Annotated in this window: 19 protein-coding genes and 1 tRNA gene; 9 read left to right on the top strand and 11 right to left on the bottom strand. The window is 69.2% G+C overall.

The annotated features are described in order from the left end of the window. Positions 1 to 23: 23 nt before the first annotated feature. From BLT78_RS16240 to gcvP, 6 genes are all read left to right on the top strand, one after another. On the top strand, positions 24 to 1,274 hold the full coding sequence (locus tag BLT78_RS16240; protein WP_090350397.1) for a 2-octaprenyl-3-methyl-6-methoxy-1,4-benzoquinol hydroxylase: 1,251 nt from the start codon (positions 24 to 26) through the stop codon (positions 1,272 to 1,274). A gap of 77 nt (positions 1,275 to 1,351) precedes the next feature. After that, positions 1,352 to 2,353 (top strand): extracellular solute-binding protein, encoded by a 1,002-nt coding sequence (locus BLT78_RS16235; RefSeq protein ID WP_090350394.1) that lies wholly within the window; start codon positions 1,352 to 1,354, stop codon positions 2,351 to 2,353. Between the two features lie 129 nt (positions 2,354 to 2,482). Further along, positions 2,483 to 4,099 carry an ABC transporter permease gene (locus tag BLT78_RS16230; protein ID WP_090350392.1) on the top strand — a complete coding sequence of 539 codons (1,617 nt, stop codon included), beginning with the start codon at positions 2,483 to 2,485 and terminating at the stop codon, positions 4,097 to 4,099. A gap of 99 nt (positions 4,100 to 4,198) precedes the next feature. After that, a complete protein-coding gene (gene gcvT / locus BLT78_RS16225) occupies positions 4,199 to 5,284 on the top strand; it encodes a glycine cleavage system aminomethyltransferase GcvT (protein ID WP_090350390.1) in 1,086 nt (361 codons plus the stop codon). A 74-nt stretch (positions 5,285 to 5,358) separates the two neighbouring features. Then, the gene (gcvH, locus tag BLT78_RS16220; RefSeq protein WP_090350388.1) at positions 5,359 to 5,742 is read left to right on the top strand and encodes a glycine cleavage system protein GcvH; all 384 of its coding nucleotides are present in this window, start codon (positions 5,359 to 5,361) and stop codon (positions 5,740 to 5,742) included. A 106-nt stretch (positions 5,743 to 5,848) separates the two neighbouring features. After that, positions 5,849 to 8,719 carry an aminomethyl-transferring glycine dehydrogenase gene (gene gcvP, locus BLT78_RS16215; protein ID WP_090350386.1) on the top strand — a complete coding sequence of 957 codons (2,871 nt, stop codon included), beginning with the start codon at positions 5,849 to 5,851 and terminating at the stop codon, positions 8,717 to 8,719. Between the two features lie 59 nt (positions 8,720 to 8,778). Here the strand turns inward: gcvP and BLT78_RS16210 are convergent, their stop codons facing one another. The 7 genes from BLT78_RS16210 to rpsU all read right to left on the bottom strand — a co-directional run bounded on the left by BLT78_RS16210 (position 8,779) and on the right by rpsU (position 17,284). Further along, complete coding sequence (locus BLT78_RS16210; protein WP_090350383.1) at positions 8,779 to 9,114, bottom strand: DUF2388 domain-containing protein; 336 nt, start codon at positions 9,112 to 9,114, stop codon at positions 8,779 to 8,781. Between the two features lie 91 nt (positions 9,115 to 9,205). Further along, positions 9,206 to 9,652: an NfeD family protein gene (locus BLT78_RS16205; RefSeq protein WP_090352360.1), complete on the bottom strand. Its 447-nt coding sequence runs from the start codon at positions 9,650 to 9,652 to the stop codon at positions 9,206 to 9,208. Positions 9,653 to 9,707: 55 nt separating this feature from the next. Then, positions 9,708 to 9,784: transfer RNA gene (locus tag BLT78_RS16200), tRNA-Ile, on the bottom strand. A 114-nt stretch (positions 9,785 to 9,898) separates the two neighbouring features. Then, the gene (locus tag BLT78_RS16195) at positions 9,899 to 12,928 is read right to left on the bottom strand and encodes a sensor domain-containing protein (RefSeq protein ID WP_090350380.1); all 3,030 of its coding nucleotides are present in this window, start codon (positions 12,926 to 12,928) and stop codon (positions 9,899 to 9,901) included. Between the two features lie 114 nt (positions 12,929 to 13,042). Then, on the bottom strand, positions 13,043 to 14,896 hold the full coding sequence (gene rpoD / locus BLT78_RS16190; RefSeq protein ID WP_090350378.1) for an RNA polymerase sigma factor RpoD: 1,854 nt from the start codon (positions 14,894 to 14,896) through the stop codon (positions 13,043 to 13,045). 68 nt (positions 14,897 to 14,964) lie between these two features. Continuing rightward, a complete protein-coding gene (gene dnaG / locus BLT78_RS16185; protein ID WP_090350375.1) occupies positions 14,965 to 16,896 on the bottom strand; it encodes a DNA primase in 1,932 nt (643 codons plus the stop codon). A 172-nt stretch (positions 16,897 to 17,068) separates the two neighbouring features. Next, positions 17,069 to 17,284 (bottom strand): 30S ribosomal protein S21, encoded by a 216-nt coding sequence (rpsU, locus tag BLT78_RS16180; RefSeq protein WP_003085057.1) that lies wholly within the window; start codon positions 17,282 to 17,284, stop codon positions 17,069 to 17,071. 240 nt (positions 17,285 to 17,524) lie between these two features. Here rpsU and tsaD point away from each other — a divergent pair, with 240 nt between their 5' ends. Beyond that, positions 17,525 to 18,562 carry a tRNA (adenosine(37)-N6)-threonylcarbamoyltransferase complex transferase subunit TsaD gene (gene tsaD, locus BLT78_RS16175; RefSeq protein ID WP_090350372.1) on the top strand — a complete coding sequence of 346 codons (1,038 nt, stop codon included), beginning with the start codon at positions 17,525 to 17,527 and terminating at the stop codon, positions 18,560 to 18,562. A 42-nt stretch (positions 18,563 to 18,604) separates the two neighbouring features. Here tsaD and plsY read toward each other — a convergent pair whose 3' ends face one another. Then, positions 18,605 to 19,174 carry a glycerol-3-phosphate 1-O-acyltransferase PlsY gene (gene plsY / locus BLT78_RS16170; RefSeq protein ID WP_090350370.1) on the bottom strand — a complete coding sequence of 190 codons (570 nt, stop codon included), beginning with the start codon at positions 19,172 to 19,174 and terminating at the stop codon, positions 18,605 to 18,607. 74 nt (positions 19,175 to 19,248) lie between these two features. Here plsY and folB point away from each other — a divergent pair, with 74 nt between their 5' ends. Further along, positions 19,249 to 19,605, top strand: coding sequence for a dihydroneopterin aldolase (gene folB, locus BLT78_RS16165; protein WP_090350367.1), 357 nt, complete (start codon positions 19,249 to 19,251; stop codon positions 19,603 to 19,605). Continuing rightward, positions 19,596 to 20,138 carry a 2-amino-4-hydroxy-6-hydroxymethyldihydropteridine diphosphokinase gene (gene folK, locus BLT78_RS16160; RefSeq protein ID WP_090350364.1) on the top strand — a complete coding sequence of 181 codons (543 nt, stop codon included), beginning with the start codon at positions 19,596 to 19,598 and terminating at the stop codon, positions 20,136 to 20,138. Before folB ends, folK begins: the two co-directional genes overlap by 10 nt. A gap of 31 nt (positions 20,139 to 20,169) precedes the next feature. On the opposite strand, the gene BLT78_RS16155 is transcribed toward folK, so the two are convergent. The 3 genes from BLT78_RS16155 to BLT78_RS16145 form a co-directional block, all read right to left on the bottom strand. Then, a complete protein-coding gene (locus BLT78_RS16155) occupies positions 20,170 to 21,408 on the bottom strand; it encodes a multifunctional CCA addition/repair protein (RefSeq protein WP_090350362.1) in 1,239 nt (412 codons plus the stop codon). Between the two features lie 94 nt (positions 21,409 to 21,502). Next, a complete protein-coding gene (locus BLT78_RS16150; protein ID WP_090350359.1) occupies positions 21,503 to 23,062 on the bottom strand; it encodes a SpoVR family protein in 1,560 nt (519 codons plus the stop codon). Next, entirely contained in the window at positions 23,059 to 24,333 is a 1,275-nt protein-coding gene (locus tag BLT78_RS16145) for a YeaH/YhbH family protein (RefSeq protein WP_090350356.1), read from the bottom strand. Before BLT78_RS16145 ends, BLT78_RS16150 begins: the two co-directional genes overlap by 4 nt. Between the last annotated feature and the right edge of the window lie 53 nt (positions 24,334 to 24,386).

Genomic DNA, 24,386 nt, shown 5'->3' with positions numbered 1-24,386 from the left:
GCGGCGGGGCGCGAGGAGCAAAGATGCACGCAGACCTGATCATCGTCGGCGCCGGCATGGTCGGCAGCACCCTGGCGCTGGCCCTCGAGGACAGCGGCCTGCGCATCCAGCTGGTCGACGGCGGGCCGCTGGTCGCGGCGCCCTTCGATCCCGCCGCCGCCTTCGAGCCGCGGGTCAGCGCGCTGTCCGAGGCCAGCCGGCGCATCCTCGCCCGCCTGGGCGCCTGGGACGGCATCGCCGCGCGGCGCGCCACGCCCTACACGGCGATGCAGGTGTGGGACGGCTCGGGCACCGGGCAGATCCACTTCTCCGCCGCCAGTGTGCACGCCGAGGTGCTCGGCCATATCGTCGAGAACCGCGTGGTGCAGGACGCCCTGCTCGAGCGCCTGCAGGACAGCGGCATCGAGCTGCTGGCCCATGCCCGTCTCGAGCAGCTGCGCCGCTCCGCCGGCGGCTGGCTGCTGCAACTGGCTGACGGCCGCGAGCTGCGCGCGCCGCTGCTGGTCGCCGCCGACGGTGCCAACTCGGCGGTGCGCCGCCTGGCCGGCTGCGCCACCCGCGAGTGGGACTACCTGCACCAGGCCATCGTCACCAGCGTGCGTTGTGAGAAACCTCACCAGGCCACCGCCTGGCAGCGCTTCACCGACGACGGCCCGCTGGCCTTCCTGCCGCTCGAGCGCGACGGCGACCGTCACTGGTGCTCGATCGTCTGGTCGTGCACCCCGGCCGAGGCCGAGCGCCTGATGGCGCTGGACGATGCCGCCTTCGCCGCCGCCCTGGGCCGCGCCTTCGAGCAGCGCCTGGGTGCGGTGCTGGCGGTCGATCCGCGCCTGTGCATCCCGCTGCGCCAGCGCCACGCCAAGCGTTACGTCGAGTCGGGCCTGGCGCTGATCGGCGACGCCGCCCACGTCATCCATCCGCTGGCCGGGCAGGGGGTCAACCTCGGCTTCCTCGACGCCGCGACCCTGGCCGAGGTGCTGCTGCACGCCCGTGCGCGCGGCGAGAACCTCGCCGACCCGCGCGTGCTCGGCCGCTTCGAGCGCCGGCGCATGCCGCACAACCTGGCGATGATGGCGGCGATGGAGGGCTTCGAGCGGCTGTTCCAGACCGACCGGCTGCCGCTGCGCTGGCTGCGCAACGCCGGCCTGCGCCTGATGGACGGCCATCACGAGGCCAAGGGCCTGTTCGTGCGCCAGGCGCTGGGGCTGTCCGGCGACCTGCCCGCGCTGGCGCGGAGCGGAACCCTTGACGTGGCGCAACGCATGCGTGCCTGAGGATGCGCGGCGGGGTTGTGAAGGCAAATGCTAGTTACTATCATTTGCCCAACTCAACCCCCTACGAGGCGTGTTCCATGCAGGCAAACAAGAAGCTCCTGGCAGCCCTGGCGCTGACCACCCTGGCCGGTTCCGTGCAGGCCGCCGACGAGGTCGTGGTCTACTCGGCGCGCATCGACGAGCTGATCAAGCCGGTGTTCGACCAGTACACTGCCAAGACCGGCGTCCAGGTCAAGTTCATCACCGACAAGGAAGCTCCGCTGCTGGCGCGCCTGAAGGCCGAAGGCGAGAACACCCCGGCCGACCTGCTGATCACCGTGGACGCCGGCAACCTCTGGCAGGCCGAGCAGGAAGGCGTGCTCAAGCCGCTCAAGTCCGCGGCCATCGACGCCAACATCCCCAGCCAGTACCGCTCCAGCACCGGCGCCTGGACCGGCCTGTCGCTGCGTGCGCGGACCATCGTCTACTCCACCGAGCGGGTCAAGCCGCAAGAGCTGTCCAGCTACGAGGCGCTGGCCGACAAGAACTGGGAAGGCCGCCTGTGCCTGCGTTCGGCGAAGAAGGTCTACAACCAGTCGCTGACCGCCACCCTGATCGAGACCCACGGCGCCGAGAAGACCGAGGCGATCCTCAAGGGCTGGGTCGCCAATCTGGCCACCGATCCGTTCGCCGACGACACCGCGCTGATCCAGGCCATCGACGCCGGCCAGTGCGACGTCGGCATCGTCAACACCTACTACTACGGCCGCCTGCACAAGCAGCAGCCGGACCTCAAGGCCAGGCTGTTCTGGCCGAACCAGGCCGACCGCGGCGTGCACGTCAACCTCGCCGGCGCCGGCGTGACCAAGCACGCCCCGCACGCCGAGGCCGCGCAGAAGCTGCTCGAGTGGATGACCAGCGAGGAAGCCCAGGGCATGTTCGCCGGCATCAACCAGGAGTATCCGGCCAACCCGAAGGTCGAGCCTTCCGCCGAAGTGGCCGCCTGGGGCAGCTTCAAGGCCGACAGCATCCCGGTCGAAGTGGCCGGCAAGCGCCAGGCCGAGGCGATCCGCCTGATGGATCGCGCCGGCTGGAACTGATTGCCGCCTGCCTTTGGTTATACTCGACGCCCCGGCCGCCAGCCGGGGCGTTTTCGTTTGGCCGGGGCGCCTGTGCACGAGTCTTGCATTGGCTGGCGTACCCGCGTTTCTGTCCGCCTAGGAGTCTGCGTGGCCCATTCCGCCCAACGCCGCTGGTATCCCCTCGCCGCCGCCATTGCCGCCCTGGTCCTGCTGCCGCTCAGCGTCCTGCTGCTGAGCTGGGGCGAGGTGGACGGCGAGATCTGGAGTCACCTGTGGGACACCCAGATGCCGCGCCTGCTCGGCAATACCTTGAGCCTGCTGCTCGGCGTCGGTTTCGGCGTGACCCTGCTGGGCGTCAGCCTGGCCTGGCTCACCACGCTGTGCGAGTTCCCCGGGCGCAAGTGGCTGGACTGGGCGCTGATGCTGCCCTTCGCCATCCCGGCCTACGTGCTGGCCTTCGTCTTCGTCGGCCTGCTCGACTTCGCCGGGCCGGTGCAGAGCCTGCTGCGCGAGTGGTTCGGCAGCGGCCTGCGCCTGCCGCGGGTGCGTTCCACCGGCGGGGTGATCCTGGTGCTGGTGCTGGTGTTCTACCCCTACGTCTACCTGCTGGCGCGCACCGCCTTCCTCGCCCAGGGCCGCGGCCTGATGGAGGCGGCGCGGGTGCTCGGCCTGTCGCCCTGGCAGGCGTTCTGGAAGGTGGCCCTGCCGGTGGCCCGGCCGGCCATCGGCGCCGGGCTGGCGCTGGCGCTGATGGAGACGCTGGCCGACTTCGGCGCGGTGTCGGTGTTCAACTTCGATACCTTCACCACCGCGATCTACAAGACCTGGTACGGCTTCTACAGCCTGTCCAGCGCCACCCAGCTGGCCAGCCTGCTGCTGCTGGCGGTGATGCTGCTGCTCTGGGCCGAGCGTCGCTCGCGCGGCGCCAGCCGGCCCGGCAACGAACGGGCGCGCAGCGCGCCGCTGTACCACCTGCGTGGCGCCAGGGCGCTGGCCGCCAGCGCCTGGTGCGGCCTGGTGTTCGCCTGTGCCTTCGTCGTGCCGCTGCTGCAGCTGTTGGTCTGGTTCTGGCAGCGCGGGCGCTTCGACCTCGACGAGCGCTACGTCGGTCTGATCCTGCACACCCTCTACCTCGGCGCCCTGGCGGCGCTGATCACCGTGGCGCTGGCCATGCTGCTGGCCTTCGCCCGGCGCCAGGCGCCGACCCGGCGCATGCAGGCGCTGGTCGGCCTGGCCAACCTCGGCTACGCGCTGCCCGGCTCGGTGCTGGCGGTGTCGATCATGCTGGCCTTCAGCTGGCTGGATCGGCAGCTGGTGATCCCGCTGTCGGCCAGCCTCGGCGGCGCCGGCAAGCCGCTGCTGCTGGGCAGCCTCGGCGCGCTGCTGCTGGCCTACCTGATCCGTTTCATGGCGGTCGCCCACGGCCCGCTGGAAAGCAGCCTGGGACGCATCCGCCCGTCGCTGCCGGAGGCCTCGCGCAGCCTCGGCGTCGGCGGCGTGGCGCTGTTCCGCCGGATCTACCTGCCGCTGATGGTGCCGGGCACGCTGAGCGCCGCGCTGCTGGTGTTCGTCGACGTGCTCAAGGAGATGCCGGCGACCCTGTTGATGCGCCCGTTCGGCTGGGACACCCTGTCGGTGCGGGTGTTCGAGATGACCAGCGAGGGCGAGTGGGCGCGCGCCGCGCTGCCGGCGCTGACCCTGGTGCTGGTCGGCCTGCTGCCGGTGATCGGCCTGATCCGCCGCTCGGCACGCCGCTACGGCTGAGCCGCGCGGCGCCTGCAACATCGCGTCCGACCTGTGTGCGTGTCAGTTTCCCTCCGCGGGGCTACAATGCGCGCGATTCGACGCTCGCAAGGAGATCCCATGGGACTGCGTACGCCCCTCCATGATCTGCACGTGGCGCTTGGCGCCAAGATGGTCGATTTCGGCGGCTGGGACATGCCGCTGCACTACGGTTCGCAAGTCGAGGAGCACCATCAGGTGCGCAGCGACTGCGGGGTCTTCGATGTCTCGCACATGACCGTGGTCGACGTCGCCGGCGTGCAGGCCGGGGAGTATCTGCGCCGCCTGCTGGCCAACGACGTGGCGCGTCTGGACGCGGTCGGCAAGGCCCTGTACAGCGTGATGCTCAACGCCGCCGGCGGGGTGATCGACGACCTGATCGTCTATCGCACCGCTCCGGGCTATCGCCTGGTGGTCAATGCCGCCACCCGCGACAAGGACCTCGCCTGGCTGCAGGCGCAGGCCGAGGGCTTCGCCGTCGAGCTCGCCGAGCGCCCGGAACTGGCCATGCTCGCCGTGCAGGGGCCGCACGCCATCGAGCGCTGCCTCGAGCTGCTCAGCCCGGCGCGCGCCGCGCTGGTACGCGAACTCAAGCCGTTCCATGGCCTGGCGCTGGGCGAGTGGTTCATCGCCCGCACTGGCTACACTGGCGAGGACGGTCTGGAAATCATCCTGCCGGCCGCCGAGGCGCCGGGCTTCTTCAACGAGCTGGTGGGCGCGGGCATCGCCCCGGCCGGCCTCGGTGCCCGTGATACCCTGCGTCTGGAAGCGGGTCTCAACCTCTACGGCCAGGACATGGACGAGACGGTGACGCCGCAGGCGGCCAACCTCGCCTGGACGGTGGCTTGGGAACCGGCCGCGCGCGATTTCATCGGCCGCAGCGCCCTCGAGGCGCAGCGCGCCGGCGGCGGTGCGGAAAGCAAGCTGGTCGGTCTGGTGCTGGAGGAGCGCGGCGTGCTGCGCGCCCACCAGGTAGTGCGCGTCGCCGGACTCGGCGAGGGCGAGATCACCAGTGGCAGCTTCTCGCCGACCCTTGGCAAGTCGATCGCCCTGGCCCGCGTACCGGCCGGCACCGGCGAGCGCGCCGAGGTCGAGATCCGCGGCAAGTGGTACCCGGTCCGGGTGGTGAAACCGAATTTTGTCCGCCACGGCAAGCCGCTCATCTGAGCGGCGGTCGCTGGCCCCGCTAGAACTGCAACATTGCCGGCGCTCCGCGCCCAACTTCTCCAAGGATTACAATCATGAGCAATGTCCCCGCCGAACTGCGTTACGCCTCCAGCCACGAATGGGCCCGTCTCGAAGCCGACGGCAGCGTCACCGTGGGCATCACCGATCATGCCCAGGAGGCACTGGGCGATGTGGTCTTCGTCGAGCTGCCGGAAGTCGGCAAGGCCCTCGCTGCCGGCGATGCGGCCGGCGTGGTGGAGTCCGTGAAGGCCGCCTCGGACATCTACGCGCCGCTGGCCGGCGAGGTCATCGCCGTCAACGAGGCGCTGGCCGACGCGCCGGAAAGCGTCAACAGCGATCCCTACGGCGCCTGGTTCTTCAAGCTCAAGCCGGCCAGCGTCGCTGACCTCGACCAGCTGCTCGACGCCGCCGCCTACCAGGCCAGCTGCGACGCCTGATCCTGCTCCTGCTGGTGGCCCGGGCCGCTGCCGGCGGGCCGCCAGCTCCGCGCTCATCCTCGTCCGGCTGCCGTCGCGGTCGGACCCCAGTTCCGGAGTTCGTGCAATGTCCCGCCCCAGCGACCTGCTGCAGCCCGAAGCCTTCCTCCATCGTCACCTCGGCCCCGACGCCGCCGAACAGCGCGCGATGCTCGACGCCCTGGGCGTCGCCGACCGCGCCGAGCTGATCAGTCAGACCGTGCCGCCGGCGATCCGTCTGGACGGCCCGCTGGCCCTGCCCGCGGCCCTCGACGAGCAGGCCGCGCTGGCCCGCCTGCGCAGCTACGCCGAAGAGAACCAGTGCTGGACCAGCCTGATCGGCATGGGCTACTACGGCACCCACACCCCGCCGGTGATCCTGCGCAACGTGCTGGAGAATCCGGGCTGGTACACCGCCTATACCCCCTACCAGCCGGAGATCTCCCAGGGCCGTCTGGAGGCGCTGCTCAACTTCCAGCAGCTGACCTGCGACCTCACCGGCCTCGAGCTGGCCGGCGCCTCGCTTCTCGACGAGGCCACCGCCGCCGCCGAGGCGATGGCCATGGCCCGTCGGGTGGCGAAGAGCGCCAGCAACCGCTTCTTCGTCGACGAGAACTGCCATCCGCAGACCATCTCCGTGCTGCAGACCCGCGCCGCCGGTTTCGGCTTCGAGCTGGTGATCGACAGCCCGGACAGCCTCGGCCAGCACCAGGTGTTCGGCGCGCTGCTGCAGTATCCCGACAGCCACGGCGAGATCCGCGACCTGCGTCCGCTGATCGAGCAGCTGCACGCCCAGCAGGCGCTGGCCTGCGTGGCCTGCGACCTGCTCGCCCTGCTGCTGCTCACCCCGCCCGGCGAGCTGGGCGCTGACATCGCCCTGGGCAGCGCCCAGCGCTTCGGCGTGCCGATGGGCTACGGTGGCCCGCATGCGGCCTTCTTCGCCTGCCGCGACGAGTTCAAGCGCGCCATGCCCGGGCGCATCATCGGTGTGTCCAAGGATGCGCGCGGCAACGTCGCCCTGCGCATGGCGCTGCAGACCCGCGAGCAGCACATCCGCCGCGAGAAGGCCAACTCCAACATCTGCACCGCGCAGGCGCTGCTGGCCAACATGGCCGGCTTCTACGCCGTGTACCACGGTCCGGCGGGGCTCAAGCGCATCGCCGGACGGGTGCAGCGGCTCACCGCGATCCTCGCCGCGGCGCTCGAGCAGGGCGGCATCGCCCGCCGCAACCGGCAGTTCTTCGACACCCTGACCCTCGAGGTCGGCGGCGCCCAGGAGGCGATCCTGGCGAGCGCCGCGGCGGCGCGGATCAACCTGCGCATTCTCGGCCGCGGCCAGCTCGGTCTCAGCCTCGACGAGACCTGCAGCCTGGACACCGTCGCCCAGCTGGTGCAGATCTTCCTCGGCGCCGACCATGGCATCGACCTCGCCGCGCTGGCCGACGACGCCGGGCTGCCCGCCGGCATTCCCGCCGCGCTGGCGCGCACCTCGGGCTTCCTCGAGCATCCGGTGTTCAACAGCCACCACAGCGAGACCGAGATGCTGCGCTACCTGCGCCAGCTGGAGGGGCGCGACCTCGCCCTCAACCAGGCGATGATCCCGCTCGGCTCCTGCACCATGAAGCTCAACGCCACCAGCGAGATGATCCCGGTCAGCTGGCCCGAGTTCGCCAGCCTGCACCCCTTCGTGCCGCGCGAGCAGGCCCGCGGCTACCAGCGGATGATCGGCGAACTGGAAGACTGGCTGTGCGCCATCACCGGTTTCGACGCCATCAGCATGCAGCCCAACTCCGGCGCGCAGGGCGAGTACGCCGGTCTGCTGGCGATCCAGCACTACCACCGGAGCCGCGGCGAGACGCAGCGCGACATCTGCCTGATTCCCGCCTCGGCGCACGGCACCAACCCGGCCACCGCCAGCATGGCCGGCCTGCAGGTGGTGGTGGTGGCCTGCGACAAGACCGGCAACGTCGATATCGACGACCTGCGCGCCAAGGCCGCGGCGGCCGGCGAGCGGCTGTCCTGCCTGATGATCACCTATCCCTCGACCCACGGCGTGTTCGAGGAGGGTATCCGCGAGATCTGCGCGCTGGTGCACGCCCAGGGCGGCCAGGTGTACATGGACGGCGCCAACCTCAACGCCCAGGTCGGCCTCAGCCGCCCGGCCGACATCGGTGCCGACGTGTCGCACATGAACCTGCACAAGACCTTCTGCATCCCGCACGGCGGCGGCGGTCCGGGCATGGGCCCGATCGGCGTCAAGGCGCACCTGGCGCCGTTCCTCGCCAACCACCCGGTGGTCGAGCTGGACGGCCCGCTGGCCGGCAACGGCGCGGTCAGCGCCGCGCCCTGGGGCAGCGCCAGCATCCTGCCGATCAGCTGGATGTACATCGCCCTGATGGGCCCGCAGCTGCAGGAGGCCACCGAGGTGGCGATCCTCAACGCCAACTACCTGGCCGCGCGCCTGGGCGAGGCCTATCCGGTGCTCTACAGCGGCCGCAACGGCCGGGTGGCGCACGAGTGCATCATCGACCTGCGCCCGCTCAAGGCGGCCACCGGGATCGGCGAGGAGGACGTCGCCAAGCGGCTGATGGACTACGGCTTCCATGCACCGACCATGTCCTTCCCGGTGCCCGGCACGCTGATGATCGAACCCACCGAGAGCGAGTCGAAGGCCGAGCTGGATCGCTTCGTCGAGGCCATGCTGGGCATCCGCGCCGAGATCGCCCGGGTCGAGTCCGGCGAGTGGCCGGCGGACAACAACCCGCTCCGGCACGCGCCGCACACCCTGGCCGACGTCACCGGTGCCTGGGACCGCCCCTACAGCATCGCCGAGGCGGTGACGCCGAGCGCGCATACCCGCGCGTTCAAGTACTGGCCGGCGGTCAACCGGGTCGACAACGTCTACGGCGATCGCCACCTGTTCTGCTCCTGCGTGCCGATGGAGGCGTACCAGGAGTGATTCGGCAGTGCTGAACGACAAAGCCGCCCGTGGGCGGCTTTGTCGTTTCTGCGGCGGGCTCAGCGGGCGGCGTCATCCCCCGCGCCGGCGAGGATCGCGCCAGCCAGCTGCTCGTCGCTGGCCTGCAGGTCGGGGTGGTCGCGGCGGATCCGCTGCAGCGCCGCCTCCAGGTAGGCGCCGCGAATGGCACCGCCGCTGGCGATGAAGCTGGAGGCGTCGTCCTGGGCGGCGATCACGATCTTCTCGTCCTTGAAGGTCGAGTACAGCGATGCGGAGACGCCGGCTGAGGTGGCGACTTCCTCCCAGCCGATGTTCACGTCATGCCCGCGGTGACCGCCCAGGGCACCGGCGGCGGGCAGGATGACGAGGGACGCGAACAGCAGGGCACGGCGCATGGGCAACTCCTGAATGAAAGGGGAAATCCTGTTCATTCAGACTCCTGCCGGTGCCAGCGGGTTCCCGCCACGCCGCCGGACGGCGGCGGAGTCAGGCCGGTTCGACCTGCAGCACCACGCCGTCCTGGCCGACCACCCGCACCTCGCTGCCGGCCGGCAGTGCCGGGCCGCTGACCAGCCAGACGCTGTCGCCGACGCGGATCTTGCCGCGCCCCTCGACGATCGCCTCGTGCAGGACGAAGCGGCGGCCGAGCAGCTCGCTGCCGCGCCGGTTGAGGCCGGGCTGGTCGCCACTCTTGCCAGCGGCGCGCTGGCGGCGCCACCAGAGCACCGCGGTGAGGATCGACAGCACGCCGAACAGCAGGTACTGCAGGGTCCAGTGCAGGCCGGGGAGCAGGAAGGTGAGCAGGCCGACGCAGGCGGCGGCGACGCCGGTCCACAGCAGGTAGCCGCCGGTGCCGAAGACCTCGAGGATCAGCAGCAGGGTGCCGAAGGCCAGCCAGTCCCAGTAGGAGAGATGCAGGAGAAAATCGGGCATCGCATGCCTCACGGCCGCCATGCGCGTCATCCGCCAGAGCGGCGAAGAAGGGAGGTGGTGGGCCCAGCAGGACTTGAACCTGCGACCAAGCGATTATGAGTCGCCTGCTCTGACCAACTGAGCTATAGGCCCGCGTGCTGGCTGGCGCCTCCGTGGCATCCATCCAGATCATTCGGCGAGGCCGGCTGGCGTCCTCTCCAGGGTGCCGTGCATTGCGCGGTGGGGCTGCGCAGCAGGGCGCGGCGATTATAGCGATGCCGGCGCGCTGACGCCAAGGGCCGGACTGGTCTGCAGGAAGCGCGCGGCGAACTGTGCCGCAGGCATCGGCGGGCCGATCAGGAAACCCTGGATCTGCTGGCAGCCCTCGTGGGCGAGGAAGTGCTGCTGCGCCGGGGTTTCCACGCCCTCGGCGATCACCGTCAGCTGCATGCTGCGGCCGAGGGCGATGATCGCGCGGGTGATGGCGGCGTCGTTGGGGTCGTCCGGCAGGCCGGCGACGAACGACTGGTCGATCTTCAGGATGTCGATGGGCAGGCGCTTGAGGTAGCTCAGCGACGAATAGCCGGTGCCGAAGTCGTCGATCGCCAGCTGCAGGCCGAGTTCCTTGAGCGCCTGGAGGATCGGCAGGGCCTCTTCCTTCTGGCTCATCACGAAGGTTTCGGTGATCTCCAGCTGCAGGCTGGCCGGGGCCAGGCCGGCATCGGCGAGCAGCTCGCTGATCCGCCCGACCAGTTGCGGCTGGCGCAGCTGGGCGCCGGAGAGGTTCACCGCCAGGGGGCCGAACGGCTGGAACTGGGCCTGCCACTGACGCATCTGCCAGCAGGCTTCCTGGAGGATCCAGTCGCCCAGTTCGATGATGCTGCCGTTCTCCTCGGCGATGGTGATGAAGCGCTCGGGCGACACCTGGCCGAGCTGCGGGTGCTGCCAGCGCAGCAGTACCTCGGCGCCGACCAGGCAGCCGTCGGCGAGGCTCAGCTTGGGCTGGTAGTAGGCGCTGAGTTCGCCGCGCTCGATGGCGCGGCGCAGGTCGTTGCCGAGGGTGATGCGCTCGCTGGCCTGGGAGCTGAGGTCGGGGGTGTAGAACTCGATGCGGTTGCGGCCGCGCGCCTTGGCCCGGTACATGGCGGCGTCGGCGTTCTTCACCAGGGTGGCGACGTCGTCACCGTGCTCGGGGAACAGGCTGATGCCCATGCTCGAGCTCATGAAGAACTCGTGGCCGCCGGCGTTGAACGGCGGTCCGAAGGCGCCCATCAGCTTGCTGGCCACCCGCTCGACGTCGCCGATCTGCGCCACGCTGGGCATCAGCACGATGAACTCGTCGCCGCCCAGGCGCGCCACGGTGTCGGTTTCGCGCAGCTGCTCGCGCAGGCGCTTGGCGATGCCCTGCAGCAGCAGGTCGCCGACCGGATGACCGAGGCTGTCGTTGATGTGCTTGAAGCGGTCGAGGTCGAGGAACAGCACGGCGCCCTGGCGCTGCTCCTCGCTGGCCTCCTCGAGGGCCTGCTGCAGGCGGCTTTCGAACAGCAGGCGGTTGGGCAGACCGGTCAGCGGGTCGTGGTGGGCCTGGTAGTCGAGGCGCGCCTGCACGTGCTTGAGGGTGGAGATGTCGGCGAACACCGCGACGTGGTGGGAGATGCGGTTGCCGCCGTTGCGCACCGCGCTGATGGTCATCCAGGCGGGGTAGGTCTCGCCGTTCTTGCGCCGGCTCCACATCTCGCCCTGCCAGTGGCCGTCGCGCTCCAGGCTGGTCTGGATCTCGGCATCCAGCGCGCCGCCCTTCTCGCCGGTGGCGAGCAGCTGCGGCGTGTGGCCGATCGCCTCGCCTTCGCTGTAGCCGGTGATCGCGCTGAAGGCGCGGTTGATGGCGACGATGCGCTGCTCGAGGTCGGTGATCATCACCCCCTCGGCGGTGTTCTCGAACACCGTGGCAGCCTGCTGCAGGCGCTCCTGCATCAGCGTGCGCTCGGTGATGTCGCGGGCGATGGTCAGCAGGCAGTCCTCGCCGTCGATCTGCAGCATCTGCGCGCTGATCTCGCACAGACGCTGCTGGCCGGAGCTGGTGCGCAGCGGCACCGACTGGTGCTGCACGCTGCCCTCGCGCTCGAGGGTCTGCAGCAGGCGCTGGCGGTCGCTCTGGTCGACCCACAGGGCCAGCTCGAGGGTGCTGCTGTTGATCGCCTCGTGGGCGCTGTAGCCGGTGAGCTGGGTGAAGCCGGGGTTGACCTCGAGCATGCGGCCGTCGCGCAGGCGGGTGATGGCCAGGGCGTCGGGCGAGGCGTAGAACACCTTGGCGAACTTCTCCTCGCTGACGTGCAGCTGGCGCTGGGTCTGGCGCAGCGCGGAGAGGTCGCGCAGCACCAGGATCGCCGCCGGCTGGTCGTCCAGTTCGATGCGCCGCGCCGAGAGCAGGGCGGTGATCTCGCTGCCGTCGTGACGGCGCAGGCTGGTCTCGACGTTGTGCAGGTCGCGCTCGCGCAGTTCGCGCAGCAGCTGCTGGCCCTGCTGTGGGTTGCGCCACAGGTCGAGTTCGTCCGGGGTGCGCTCGCAGACCGCCTCGGCGCTGAGTCCGGTGGTCTGCTCGAAGGTGCGGTTGACGGTGAGGATGCGGCCACTGTCGCGGGCGAGCAGCAGCATGACGTCCGGGCTGTGCTGGAACACGGTGCCGAACTTCTGCTCGGACAGGCGCAGGGCCTGTTCGGCATGGTGGGTACGGCCGATGTCGATGAACAGGCCGTGGTACAGGCTGCTGTCGCCGGCCACCTCGCGCTGCAGGATGACGAGCACCCACAGCGGCTGGCCGTCGGCGGCGATCAGGCGGAACTCGTGGTGGCTGGGCGCGTGCTCGCCGCTGGCGCGGAAGAAGGCGAGGGCAGCGGCGGCGTCCTCGGGGTAGAGCGTGCGACTGAGGAAGTCTGCCTCCAGCCAGGCGGCGGTGGGGTAGCCGAGCAGTGAGCGGGCGCGCGAGGACACGTGGCTCAGGCGCAGGTCGGCGGCGCGCATCTCCCAGGCGACCACCGGGTAGGCGTCCAGCTGGCTGCGGTACTGGTCGATCTGCTGCTGCAGGGCGGCGATCTGCTGGTGCTGCCGGCCCTGACGCAGGGCGCTGCGCAGCAGCACGCCAAGCACCAGCAGACCGAGCAGTAGGCTGGTCAGGATGGGCAGGGCCTGGATGGCCAGATCCGGCCAGCTGCCTTCCGTCCATCCTGGCGGGGCGGCGTGGCTGGGCAGGGGAAGCAATGCCAGATGGAGCACGGGCATTGCCGGCAGGCGCGGCATGGCGGTCCCTCGATTGCGCGGTCGTTCCAGCAGTGTAGAAGCAGGACCGCGCGCACGCCCAAGAAAAAACCCCGGGACCTTGCGGTGCCGGGGTTTCGGGTCTTGCCTTCGCGCTTACTCGTCGAGGAACGAGCGCAGGTGCTCGCTGCGGGTCGGGTGGCGCAGCTTGCGCAGGGCCTTGGCCTCGATCTGGCGGATACGCTCGCGGGTCACGTCGAACTGCTTGCCGACTTCCTCGAGGGTGTGGTCGGTGTTCATGTCGATGCCGAAGCGCATGCGCAGTACCTTGGCCTCGCGCGCGGTGAGCCCGGCGAGCACTTCGCGGGTGGCTTCCTTGAGGCTTTCCACGGTGGCCACCTCGATCGGCGACTGCATGGTGGAGTCCTCGATGAAGTCGCCCAGATGCGAGTCCTCGTCGTCGCCGATCGGCGTCTCCATGGAGATTGGCTCCTTGGCGATCTTCAGCACCTTGCGGATCTTGTCCTCGGGCATCTCCATGCGCTCGCCCAGCTCCTCCGGAGTCGGCTCGCGGCCCATCTCCTGGAGCATCTGCCGGGAGATGCGGTTGAGCTTGTTGATCGTCTCGATCATGTGCACCGGGATGCGGATGGTGCGCGCCTGGTCGGCGATCGAGCGGGTGATCGCCTGGCGGATCCACCAGGTGGCGTAGGTCGAGAACTTGTAGCCGCGGCGGTATTCGAACTTGTCCACCGCCTTCATCAGGCCGATGTTGCCTTCCTGGATCAGGTCGAGGAACTGCAGGCCGCGGTTGGTGTACTTCTTGGCGATGGAGATCACCAGGCGCAGGTTGGCCTCGACCATCTCCTTCTTCGCCCGGCGGGCCTTGGCCTCGCCGATCGACATGCGCCGGTTGATCTCCTTGATCTCGGCGATGGTCAGGCCGACCTGCTGCTCGAGGTCGACGAGGACCTGCTGGTTGCGCTTGATGTCGTCCTGCAGGCGGGCGATCGCCTCGGCGTACTTGGCCTTGCCGGCGATCAGGCCGTCGGCCCAGGCGAGATCGATCTCGTTGCCGGGGAACAGCTTGAGGAAGTCGGCACGCGGCATGCGCGCATCGCGTACGCACAGCTGCATGATGGCGCGCTCCTGGCCGCGCACGCGGTCGAGGGCGTCGCGGACCATGGCGACCAGGGCGTCGAACTGCTTGGGCACCAGCTTGATCGGCATGAACAGCTCGGCCAGCGCATCCAGCTCGGCGATCGCCTGCTGGTGGTCGCGACCGTGCTTCTTCAGGGCCTTGCGGGCCTTTTCCAGCTGCTCGGCCACGGCGCCGAAGCGGCGAGCGGCCTCTTCCGGATCCGGACCACCGTCGCCTTCCTCGTCGCTGCTGTCGGACTTGCCTTCCTCGTCCTCGTCCTCGTCCTCGTCGACGGCCGGCGCCGCCTCCTTGGTGGCGGGCAGTTCGACGTCGCTTTCCGCCGGCAGGGTGCCGTCGTCGGGGTCGATGTAGCCGCTGAGGATGTCGGACAGGCGGCCACCTTCACTGGTGACGCGCTGGTATTCGGCGAGGATGCTGTCCACCGAGCCGGGGAACTGGGCGATGGCCGCCATGACCTCGCGCAGGCCTTCCTCGATGCGCTTGGCGATCTCGATCTCGCCTTCGCGGGTGAGCAGCTCGACGGTGCCCATCTCGCGCATGTACATGCGCACCGGATCGGTGGTACGGCCGATGTCGCTTTCCACCGCGGCCAGGGCGGCGGCGGCTTCCTCGGCGGCGGCTTCGTCGGTGTCCGCTTCGGCGAGCAGCAGGGCATCCGCATCCGGGGCTGTCTCGAATACGTTGATCCCCATGTCGTTGATCATGCGGATGATGTCTTCCACCTGTTCCGGATCGGAAATATCCTCCGGCAGGTGGTCGTTGACCTCCGCGTAAGTCAGGTAACCCTGCTCACGGCCACGGGCGATCAACTCTTTGAGACGGGACTGCTGTTGCGCTTTGACGGACATGTTCACCCTATCCACTGAAGGTCTTGGCGGGCTGAAGAGAAGCTGGCCATTATAGCCGAGCCGGTGCCTCACGCACCAGATGGGCCGGGGGAAGCGCTGGCTTCGTCCCGGCTCAGCAGTTCGCGCAGGCGGAGTTTTTCCTCCGCGCTGAGTTCGCTGTGCCGCGCTTTGCGCAGCAGGCCTTCGAGGCTGCGCTCACGCTGGCGGGCTGCCAAGGTAGTTATAGTGTCGAAAAACTGTTGTTCAAGGTTGTCCTGACTGATCAGCCATTCCTTTTCCGCCAGACCGCGCAGCAGGCGGCCCTGTTCGGTGCCATGCCAGCGCGCGATCAGCTGCAGGGAATTCTGCCGGGGCTGCTTCTGCAGCGACTCGAGCAGGGCGACCAGCAGCTGGGCATAGGTGTCGTCCTCGGCCGCGAAGTGCCCGGCGTTCTCGACCTTCTGCGCCAGTTGCGGGTGGTGCAGCAGGGTGCGCAGGGCGCTCAGGGTCGGCGGCTCGACGCCGGCGGCGCCGCGCGGCAGCGGCGCGGCCGGCGCCTCGCGGCGCTGCCGGTCGCGCTTGCCCGGCCACGGCTTGCCATCGCTGCGCTGGCGCTCGGCACGCGGTCGCTCGAACGGGGCGCCGAAAGCGCTGCTCTCTTCCTGATAGGACGGCCAGGCCGGGGCAAAGTTCTCCGCCGCTGCGCTTGCGGGCGTGGCGCTCGTCGCCTGGCCGAGGGCTTCGGCGCCGAGGCCGGTGATCTCGCTCAGGCGCTGGCGCATCAGGGCACGCAGGTTGGCGCCGGGCAGCCTGTCCAGCAGCGGTACGGCGAGGGTGGCCAGGTGCGCCTTGCCCTCCAGGGTCGCCGGGTCGGCTTCCTCCATCAGGTGGCGGAAGAAGTATTCGGCCAGCGGCTGGGCCTGCTGGTGGATGCGCGCGCGGAAGGCATCGGCGCCCTCCTGGCGGACCAGGGTGTCCGGATCCTCGCCTTCGGGGAGGAACAGGAAGCGTACCCGACGGCCGTCCTGCAGGTTCGGCAGGCAGGCCTCCAGGGCGCGCCAGGCGGCGTTGCGGCCGGCCTGGTCGCCGTCGAAGCAGAACAGGATGCTCGGCACCAGGCGGAACAGGCGCTTGATGTGCTCCTCGCTGGTCGCCGTGCCGAGGGTGGCTACCGCGTTGCGCAGACCCTGCTGGGCGAGGGCGATGACGTCCATGTAGCCCTCGACCACGATCACCTCGTCGAGGTCGCGGTTGTGCTGGCGCGCCTCGTAGAGGCCGTAGAGCTCCTGGCCCTTGTGGAATACCGGGGTTTCCGGCGAGTTGAGGTACTTGGGCTTGTCGTCGCCGAGCACCCGGCCGCCGAAGGCGATCACCCGGCCGCGGCTGTCACGGATCGGAAACATGACCCGGTCGCGGAAGCGGTCGTAGCGCTTGCCGGTCTCGGCGTTCTCGATCAGCAGGCCGGCGTCGATCAGCGCCTTCTGCTGCAGACTGTCGCCGCCCAGGTGCTTCATCAGGTTGTCCCAGCCGGGCGGGGCGAAGCCCAGGCCGAAGTCGCGGGCGATCACCCCGGACAGGCCGCGGCCCTTGAGGTACTCCACCGCGGCCTGGCGCGCCGGATGGCTCTTCAGCGCCTGGCGGTAGTAGTCGGCGGCCGCAGCGAGCAGCGGGTAGAGCGGCGAGTCCACCGGCTGGCGCGGCTTGTGGCCGGGCCGGCTGTCCTCGCGCGGCACCTCGAGGCCGGCGCGCTTGGCCAGTTCCTCCACCGCCTGGGGGAAGTCCAGGTGGTCGTGGTCCATGACGAAGCCCAGCGCGTTGCCGCCGGCGCCACAGCCGAAGCAGTAGTAGAACTGCTTGTCCGGGCTGACGGTGAACGAGGGGGTCTTTTCCTGGTGGAACGGGCAGCAGGCGCTGTAGTTCTTGCCGGTCTTCTTCAGCTGCACGCGCGCGCCGACCACCTCGACGATGTCGGTGCGGTTGAGCAGGTCGTCGATGAAGCGCTGGGGGATCAGGCCGGCCATGGGCTGCTCGTGGCTGTGCTGCTCAGCAGGGGCGCGCGCCGGGAGTCGCCGTGCGCGCCGGAAAATGCAAAAACTCCGAGGCTTGCCGGGCAAGTCGGAGTGGGAATACCGCTAAAGCAAACACCCGGCCTGAGCCGGGTGTTGTGCGAGGCGCTGCTGTACGAGTGAGAACTCAGTACAGACGCTCGCGGCGACGCTGCTCGCGCTGCACTTTCTTGGCGTGGCGCTTCACGGCAGCCGCAGCCTTGCGCTTGCGCTCGGCGGTGGGCTTCTCGTAGAACTCGCGGCTACGCACTTCAGCCAGAACACCGGCTTTTTCGCAGGAGCGCTTGAAACGACGCAGGGCTACGTCGAAGGGTTCGTTCTCTTTAACTTTGACGGCGGGCATCCAGGTCGTACCTTCACTGATTACCGAGTATGAATGGTGCAATCCTGCAAAAGGCTCGGGAGGCACCGGTTTTCAAGGGTTGCGGATATTAACCCTTGACAGGCGGGCTGCCAAGCCCCCGGGAGGCAAAACCTGCCCGCCGGCGGTCCGTCGCGGCCGTTCGAGACTTGGTGTCCGCCCCGGAGCCGCTTATCATGCGCGGTTTCTCGAACGATCACGGCAAGACGGGGCGACTTCCCAATGCGAGTGCTGGGCCTGGAAACTTCCTGCGACGAAACCGGTGTGGCGCTGTACGACAGCGAGCGCGGCCTGCTGGCCGACGCGCTGTTCAGCCAGATCGACCTGCACCGGGTCTATGGTGGCGTGGTGCCCGAGCTGGCCTCGCGCGACCACGTCAAGCGCATGCTGCCGCTGATCCGTCAGGTGCTGGATGAGTCGGGCTGCAGTTTCGCCGATATCGACGCCATCGCCTATACCGCCGGTCCCGGACTGGTCGGCGCGCTGCTGGTCGGCGCCTCCTGCGCCCAGGCGCTGGCCCTGGCCTGGGGCGTGCCGGCGGTCGGCGTGCACCACATGGAAGGTCATCTGCTGGCGCCGATGCTCGAGGAGAGGCCGCCGGAGTTTCCGTTCGTCGCCCTGCTGGTGTCCGGCGGCCACACCCAGCTGGTGCGCGTCGACGGCATCGGCCAGTACCAGTTGCTCGGCGAGTCGCTGGACGACGCCGCCGGCGAGGCCTTCGACAAGACCGCCAAGCTGATCGGCCTCGGCTATCCGGGCGGGCCGGAGATCGCCCGCTTGGCCGAACGCGGCACGCCGGGGCGTTTCGTCTTCCCGCGGCCGATGACCGACCGCCCGGGCCTGGAGTTCAGCTTCAGCGGCCTGAAGACCTTTGCCCTGAATACCTGGAAGCAGTGCGAGGCGGAGGGTGGCGATCTCGAGCAGGCGCGCGCCGACATCGCCCTGGCGTTCCAGCAGGCGGTGGTCGAGACGCTGACCATCAAGTGCCGCCGCGCGCTCAAGCAGACCGGCCTCAGGCGCCTGGTGATCGCCGGCGGGGTGAGCGCCAACCAGGCGCTGCGCCAGACGCTGGAGAAGATGCTCGGCGAGCTGAAGGGCCAGGTGTTCTACGCCCGGCCGCGCTTCTGCACCGACAACGGGGCGATGATCGCCTATGCCGGCTGCCAGCGCCTGCTGGCCGGTCAGCACGACGGTCCGGCGATCGGTGTGCAGCCGCGCTGGTCGATGGAAAGCCTGCCGGCGGTGGGTCGGGCGCCGTAGGGTGGATGCCGCTTTCGGCGCCCGCGACGTCGCCCGAGGCGGTTAGAATTGGCGCTCGCGCCCGGCGCGGAGATCGCGCAGGTTGCGCCGGTGGCGCCAGACGATCAGCGCGGTGAGCAGGGTGGCGGGCAGCAGCAGCGTCGGTTGCTGCCAGGCCAGCAGTGGCAGGATCAGCGGCGTGGCGAGCAGCGCGGCCAACGAGCTGATGCGGGTCAGGGCGAAGGTCAGCAGCCAGGCGGCCAGCGCCAGCAGGGCGGCGGGCCAGTACAGGCCGAGCAGCATGCCGGCGGCGGTGGCCACGCCCTTGCCGCCCTGGAAGCGGAAGTACAACGGATACAGGTGGCCGAGCACGGCCGCCAGGCCGATCCAGGCCTGCTGCTGCGGCGGCAGGTCGAGGGCGCGGGCCAGCAATACCGGCAACAGGCCCTTGAGCAGGTCGCCGAGCAGGGTCAGGGCCGCGGCGCGGCGTCCGGCCAGGCGCAGCATATTGGTGGCGCCGGGGTTGCCCGAGCCGGCCAGGCGCGGGTCGCCGGTACCGAGCCAGCGGCCGAGTAGCACGGCGAACGACAGCGAGCCGAGCAGGTAGGCAAGAATTGCCAGCAGCCAGGGCATGATCGATTCCGGGGCCTGAAAACCCCGATTCTAGCGAGGCGCCGCGACCTTGTCGTGACGCGGAAGAGGATAACGTGGACATAGTCTTCATCGACGGCCTGGAGGTCGACACCGTCATCGGCGTGTACGACTGGGAGCGTGGCATCCGCCAGTGCCTGACCCTGGACCTGCATCTGGGCTGGGACATCCGTCCGGCGGCGGCCGGCGACGACCTGGGCGCGGCGCTCGACTACGCGGCGGTCAGTGCGCGGGTGCAAGCGTTCGCCGCGGAGAGCACCTTCCAGCTGGTGGAAACCTTCGCCGAGCGCCTGGCGGCACTGCTGATGGCCGAGTTCGGCATCCGCTGGTTGCGCTTGCGCCTGACCAAGCCCGGCGCGGTGCCGGCGGCACGTGGCGGGGTCGGCGTGGAGATCGAGCGCGGATGCCGCTGATTACCGTGTTTCTCGGCCTGGGCAGCAATGTCCGCCGCCACGAGCACCTGACCGCCGGTCTCGACGCGCTGGCCGGTTTCCTCGGCGAGCTGCGCTGCTCGCCGGTGTTCGAGAGCGAGGCGGTGGGCATCCGCAGCGGCCCGTTCTACAACCTCACGGTGATGGCGCAGACCGACCTGCCGCTGGCCGAGCTGGACCGCCGGCTCAAGGCCATCGAGGCGGACAACGGGCGCTACGCCCCCGACCGCAAGGGGTTGCCGCTGGATATCGACGTGCTGCTCTACGACGATCTGGTCGGCGAGTTCGACGGCCTGCAGCTGCCGCGCGCGGAGATCCTGCGCAACGCCTTCGTGCTCTGGCCGCTGGCCCTGCTCGCCCCGGCGCTGCGCCATCCCGCCGAGGGGCGCAGCTTCGCCGCGCTCTGGCAGGCGGCGCGCATCGAGCAGAAGCTGTGGCCGGTGTCCTTCGTCTGGCGCGGCATGGAACTGACTCCGGCGGAACTGCGCGCCGCCTTTTCGCCACCGGCACGGTAGGGCGCGCCGCGCGCACCTCCGGGTAGCGGTGCTACGGTGCCTCGGCGCGCTGCTCCTCGCGGAAAACTTTCAGCGCATTCAGCCGCGCGCGCTTGAGCGCCTCGCCCAGCTCCGCGCCCTTGAGGCCCTGTTCCAGCAGCGGTTGCACGCTGACGCCGCGCGCCACGGCGGCAGCGGCGCGCAGGTAGTCGGCCTGCGGATAGGGCTGGCGTTCGAGGCCGAGGCGGCCGCGGGCATCCATCTCGCAGGCGGCGATGAACGCCGCGAAGCGCTCCGGGCGGCGGTACAGGTCGAAGTGCTGGAACAGCTCGGCCAGGGTCTGCGCACGCAGCTCCAGGGCGCGATGGCCATGGGTGTGGTACTCGCCGACCAGCAGGGCCAGCTCGGCGCAGTCGCGCGGCACCTTGCAGCGCGCGTTGACCGCCGCAATCAGGCGCAGGCCGCGCTGCTCGTGGGCGATGTGCCGCGGCCACTCCTGCGGATCGGTCAGCCCCTTGCCCAGATCGTGCAGCAGGCAGGCCCAGCGTACCGCCAGCGGCTGGTCGTGCTCGGCGCACTGGCGCAGGACCATCAGCACGTGCAGTCCGGTATCGATTTCCGGATGGTGCACGGCGGTCTGTGGTACGCCGAACAGCGCGTCCAGCTCCGGCAGGAGCTGGCGCAGGGCGCCGCAGTCGCGCAGCACCTCGACGAACACCTCCGGGCGCGGCTCCATCAGCGCGCGCTCGATCTCCTTCCACACCCGCTCGGCGGTGAGGTCGGCCAGCTCGCCGGAGGCGACGATCTCGGCCATCAGCGCCTGGGTCTCCTCGGCGACGCGAAAACCCAGCGGGGCGTAGCGGGCGGCGAAGCGGGCGACGCGCAGCACACGCAGGGGATCCTCGGCGAAGGCCGGCGAGACGTGGCGCAGCAGGCGCAGGGCGAGGTCGTCCTGGCCGCCGTAGGGATCGATGACCTGGCCGTCGGCGTCCTCGGCCATCGCGTTGATGGTCAGATCGCGGCGGATCAGGTCTTCCTCGAGGGTCACCTCCGGGCTGGCGTAGCAGGTGAAGCCGCCATAGCCGCGACCGTCCTTGCGCTCGGTGCGCGCCAGGGCGTACTCCTCGCCGCTCTGCGGGTGGAGGAACACCGGGAAGTCGGCACCCACCGGGCGAAAGCCCTGGGCGATCAGCTCCTCGGGGGTGGCGCCGACCACCACCCAGTCGATTTCGGTGACGGTACGGCCGAGCAGGCGGTCGCGCACGGCGCCGCCCACCTTGTAGATCTGCATGGCGTGTCCTGCAGGCAACCAGGGGATGGCGCAGAGGATAACCCGCCGCCACGCGCGGGGCGATGGCGGCGGTGTGCGGGGTGCGCGGCCGGTCTCAGACCGGGCGGGCGATCAGGTCGAAGTGGCCGCTCTCGGCCTCGCGCTCGCGCCTGGGCGGCATGTGCTGCACGTTCACCCGCTGCTCGCCCTGCATGCTCTCCAGGTGCACGTCGAAGCCCCACAGACGGTGCAGGTGGCGCAGCACGTCCTCGGTGGAGCCGCCCAGCGGCTTGCGCTCGTGCTGGTAGTGGCGCAGGGTCAGCGAGCGGTCGCCGCGGCGGTCGACGTTCCAGATCTGCACGTTGGGCTCGCGGTTGCCGAGGTTGTACTGCGCCGCCAGATGGTCGCGGATGGTGCGGTAGCCGCTGTCGTCATGGATGGCGTCGACCAGCAGCTCGTCCTGCCGGTCGTCGTCGAGGATGCTGAACAGACGGAACTCGCGGATCAGCCGCGGCGAGAGGAACTGCTGGATGAAGCTCTCGTCCTTGAAGTTCTGCATGGCGAACTTGAGGGTGGCCAGCCAGTCGCTGCCGGCGATGTCGGGGAACCAGCGGCGGTCCTCGTCGGTCGGGTCCTCGCAGATGCGGCGGATGTCGCGGTACATGGCGAAGCCCAGCGCGTAGGGGTTGATGCCGCTGTAGTAGGGGCTGTCGAACGGCGGCTGGTAGACCACGCTGGTGTGGTACTGGAGGAACTCCATCATGAAGCCGTCGGTGACCAGGCCCTCGTCGTAGAGGTCGTTGAGCAGGGTGTAGTGCCAGAAGGTGGCCCAGCCCTCGTTCATCACCTGGGTCTGCCGCTGCGGGTAGAAGTACTGGGCGATCTTGCGCACGATGCGCACCACCTCGCGCTGCCAGGGCTCCAGCAGCGGCGCGTGCTTCTCGATGAAGTAGAGGATGTTCTCCTGCGGCTCGGGCGGGAAGCGCGTGCCGTCGTCGGCGCGCTCCTTGCCGACGCCCTTGGGGATGGTCCGCCACAGGTCGTTGACCTGGCGCTGCAGCTGTTCCTCGCGGTCCTTCTGCCGGCGCCGTTCCTCCTCGGCGGAGATCGGGTAGGGGCGCTTGTAGCGGTCGACCCCGTAGTTCATCAGCGCGTGGCAGGAATCGAGCAGGTCCTCCACCGCGTCGATGCCGTAGCGCTCCTCGCACTTGGTGATGTACTGCTTGGCGAACACCAGGTAGTCGATGATCGAGCTGGCGTCGGTCCAGGTGCGGAACAGGTAGTTGCCCTTGAAGAAGCTGTTGTGCCCGTAGCAGGCGTGCGCCACCACCAGCGCCTGCATGCACATGGTGTTCTCTTCCATCAGATAGGCGATGCACGGATCGGAGTTGATCACGATCTCGTAGGCCAGGCCCATCTGCCCGCGCTTGTAGCCCTTCTCGGTGCTGAGGAAGTGCTTGCCGTACGACCAGTGGTGATAGCCGATCGGCATGCCCACCGAGGCGTAGGCATCCATCATCTGCTCGGCGGTGATCACCTCGATCTGGTTGGGATAGGTGTCCAGCGCGTAGCGCTCGGCCAGCCGGGCGATCTCGCGGTCATAGGTGCGGATCAGCTCGAAGCTCCACTCCGAGGTGGTCGACAGCGGCTGACCTTTCTTGGCTCGAGGAGTCATGCGGCTATCCTCCTCTGGAACAGGGCGCGGAACACCGGGTAGATGTCCGCGGCGGAAACGATCTGCTGCTGGGCGAAGCTTTCCGGGAAGGCCTCGGCGACCTGCTCGTACTCGTGCCACAGCGCCTGGTGCTCGCGCGGGGTGATCTCCACGTAGCTGAAGTACTGGACGAACGGCATGATCTGGCGGATCAGGATGTCGCGGCACACCGGCGAGTCGTCGTTCCAGTTGTCGCCGTCCGAGGCCTGGGCGGCGTAGATGTTCCATTCGTGGGCCGGATAACGCGCGGCCATCACTTCCTGCATCATCTTCAGCGCGCTGGAGACGATGGTGCCGCCGGTCTCGCGCGAGTAGAAGAACTCCTGCTCGTCGACTTCCTTGGCGCTGGTGTGGTGGCGGATGAATACCACCTCGATCTTCTCGTAGCTGCGCTTGAGGAACAGGTAGAGGAGGATGAAGAAGCGCTTGGCGATGTCCTTGGTGGCCTGGGTCATCGAGCCGGACACGTCCATCAGGCAGAACATCACCGCCTTGGAAGTCGGGTTGGGCTGCTTGACCAGCAGGTTGTACTTGAGGTCGAAGGTGTCGAGGAACGGCAGGCGCTCGATGCGTGCGCGCAGTCCGGCGATCTTTTCCTCCACCTCGCGGATGTCGCCGATGTTGTCCGGCTCCTCGCGCTTGAGGCGTTCCAGTTCGACCTTCAGTTCGCGCAGGTGATTGCGGCTGGAGCCGGACAGGGCGATGCGCCGGGCATGTGCCGAGCGCAGGGTGCGCACGATGTTCAGGCGTGCCGGCGTGCCCTCGCTGCTGATCCCGGCGCGCACGGTCTTGAAGCTGTCCAGGCCGGTCAGGTGCTTCTTCACCAGGTTGGGCAGGGCCAGATCCTCGAACATGAAGTCGAGGAATTCCTCCTGGGTGATCTGGAAGACGAAGTCGTCCATGCCCTCGCCGGAATTGCTGGCCTTGCCCTGGCCTGCGCCGCCGCCCCCGCCGCCGGAGGGGCGCGGGATGCGCTCGCCGGTGGTGAACTCCTTGTTGCCGGGATGGATGATGGTGCGCCGGCCGCCCTGGCCGTGATGCAGCACCGGTTCGTCGATGTCGCGCGAGGGGATGCTGATCTGTTCGCCGTGTTCCATGTCGGTGATGGAGCGCCGGCTGACGGCTTCCTCCACCGCCTTCTTGATGTGGTCACGGTAACGCCGCAGGAAGCGCTGGCGGTTCACCGTGCTCTTGTTCTTGCCGTTCAGTCGTCGGTCGATGACGTAACTCATGGCATGCTCCCATGCGGGGCTGGAGGCCGAAGCGCAGCCCGGAGCGGCGCAGA

This window comes from Pseudomonas oryzae, from assembly GCF_900104805.1.
Taxonomy (GTDB): Bacteria; Pseudomonadota; Gammaproteobacteria; order Pseudomonadales; family Pseudomonadaceae; genus Geopseudomonas; species Geopseudomonas oryzae.
The sequence above is the reverse complement of the archived record's forward strand: the minus strand, read 5'-3'. Positions and strand labels throughout refer to the sequence as shown.

Coding starts and splice junctions, on each gene's coding strand:
- BLT78_RS16150 (WP_090350359.1), bottom strand. CDS start 23,062: ATGACTCCTCGAGCCAAGAAAGGTCAGCCGCTGTCGACCACCTCGGAG.
- BLT78_RS16155 (WP_090350362.1), bottom strand. CDS start 21,408: ATGCAGATCTACAAGGTGGGCGGCGCCGTGCGCGACCGCCTGCTCGGC.
- BLT78_RS16195 (WP_090350380.1), bottom strand. CDS start 12,928: ATGCCGCGCCTGCCGGCAATGCCCGTGCTCCATCTGGCATTGCTTCCC.
- gcvP (WP_090350386.1), top strand. CDS start 5,849: ATGTCCCGCCCCAGCGACCTGCTGCAGCCCGAAGCCTTCCTCCATCGT.
- dnaG (WP_090350375.1), bottom strand. CDS start 16,896: ATGGCCGGCCTGATCCCCCAGCGCTTCATCGACGACCTGCTCAACCGC.
- rpoD (WP_090350378.1), bottom strand. CDS start 14,896: ATGTCCGTCAAAGCGCAACAGCAGTCCCGTCTCAAAGAGTTGATCGCC.
- BLT78_RS16205 (WP_090352360.1), bottom strand. CDS start 9,652: ATGCCCGATTTTCTCCTGCATCTCTCCTACTGGGACTGGCTGGCCTTC.
- folK (WP_090350364.1), top strand. CDS start 19,596: ATGCCGCTGATTACCGTGTTTCTCGGCCTGGGCAGCAATGTCCGCCGC.
- gcvH (WP_090350388.1), top strand. CDS start 5,359: ATGAGCAATGTCCCCGCCGAACTGCGTTACGCCTCCAGCCACGAATGG.
- rpsU (WP_003085057.1), bottom strand. CDS start 17,284: ATGCCCGCCGTCAAAGTTAAAGAGAACGAACCCTTCGACGTAGCCCTG.
- BLT78_RS16240 (WP_090350397.1), top strand. CDS start 24: ATGCACGCAGACCTGATCATCGTCGGCGCCGGCATGGTCGGCAGCACC.
- tsaD (WP_090350372.1), top strand. CDS start 17,525: ATGCGAGTGCTGGGCCTGGAAACTTCCTGCGACGAAACCGGTGTGGCG.
- BLT78_RS16145 (WP_090350356.1), bottom strand. CDS start 24,333: ATGAGTTACGTCATCGACCGACGACTGAACGGCAAGAACAAGAGCACG.
- plsY (WP_090350370.1), bottom strand. CDS start 19,174: ATGCCCTGGCTGCTGGCAATTCTTGCCTACCTGCTCGGCTCGCTGTCG.
- BLT78_RS16235 (WP_090350394.1), top strand. CDS start 1,352: ATGCAGGCAAACAAGAAGCTCCTGGCAGCCCTGGCGCTGACCACCCTG.
- gcvT (WP_090350390.1), top strand. CDS start 4,199: ATGGGACTGCGTACGCCCCTCCATGATCTGCACGTGGCGCTTGGCGCC.
- BLT78_RS16210 (WP_090350383.1), bottom strand. CDS start 9,114: ATGCGCCGTGCCCTGCTGTTCGCGTCCCTCGTCATCCTGCCCGCCGCC.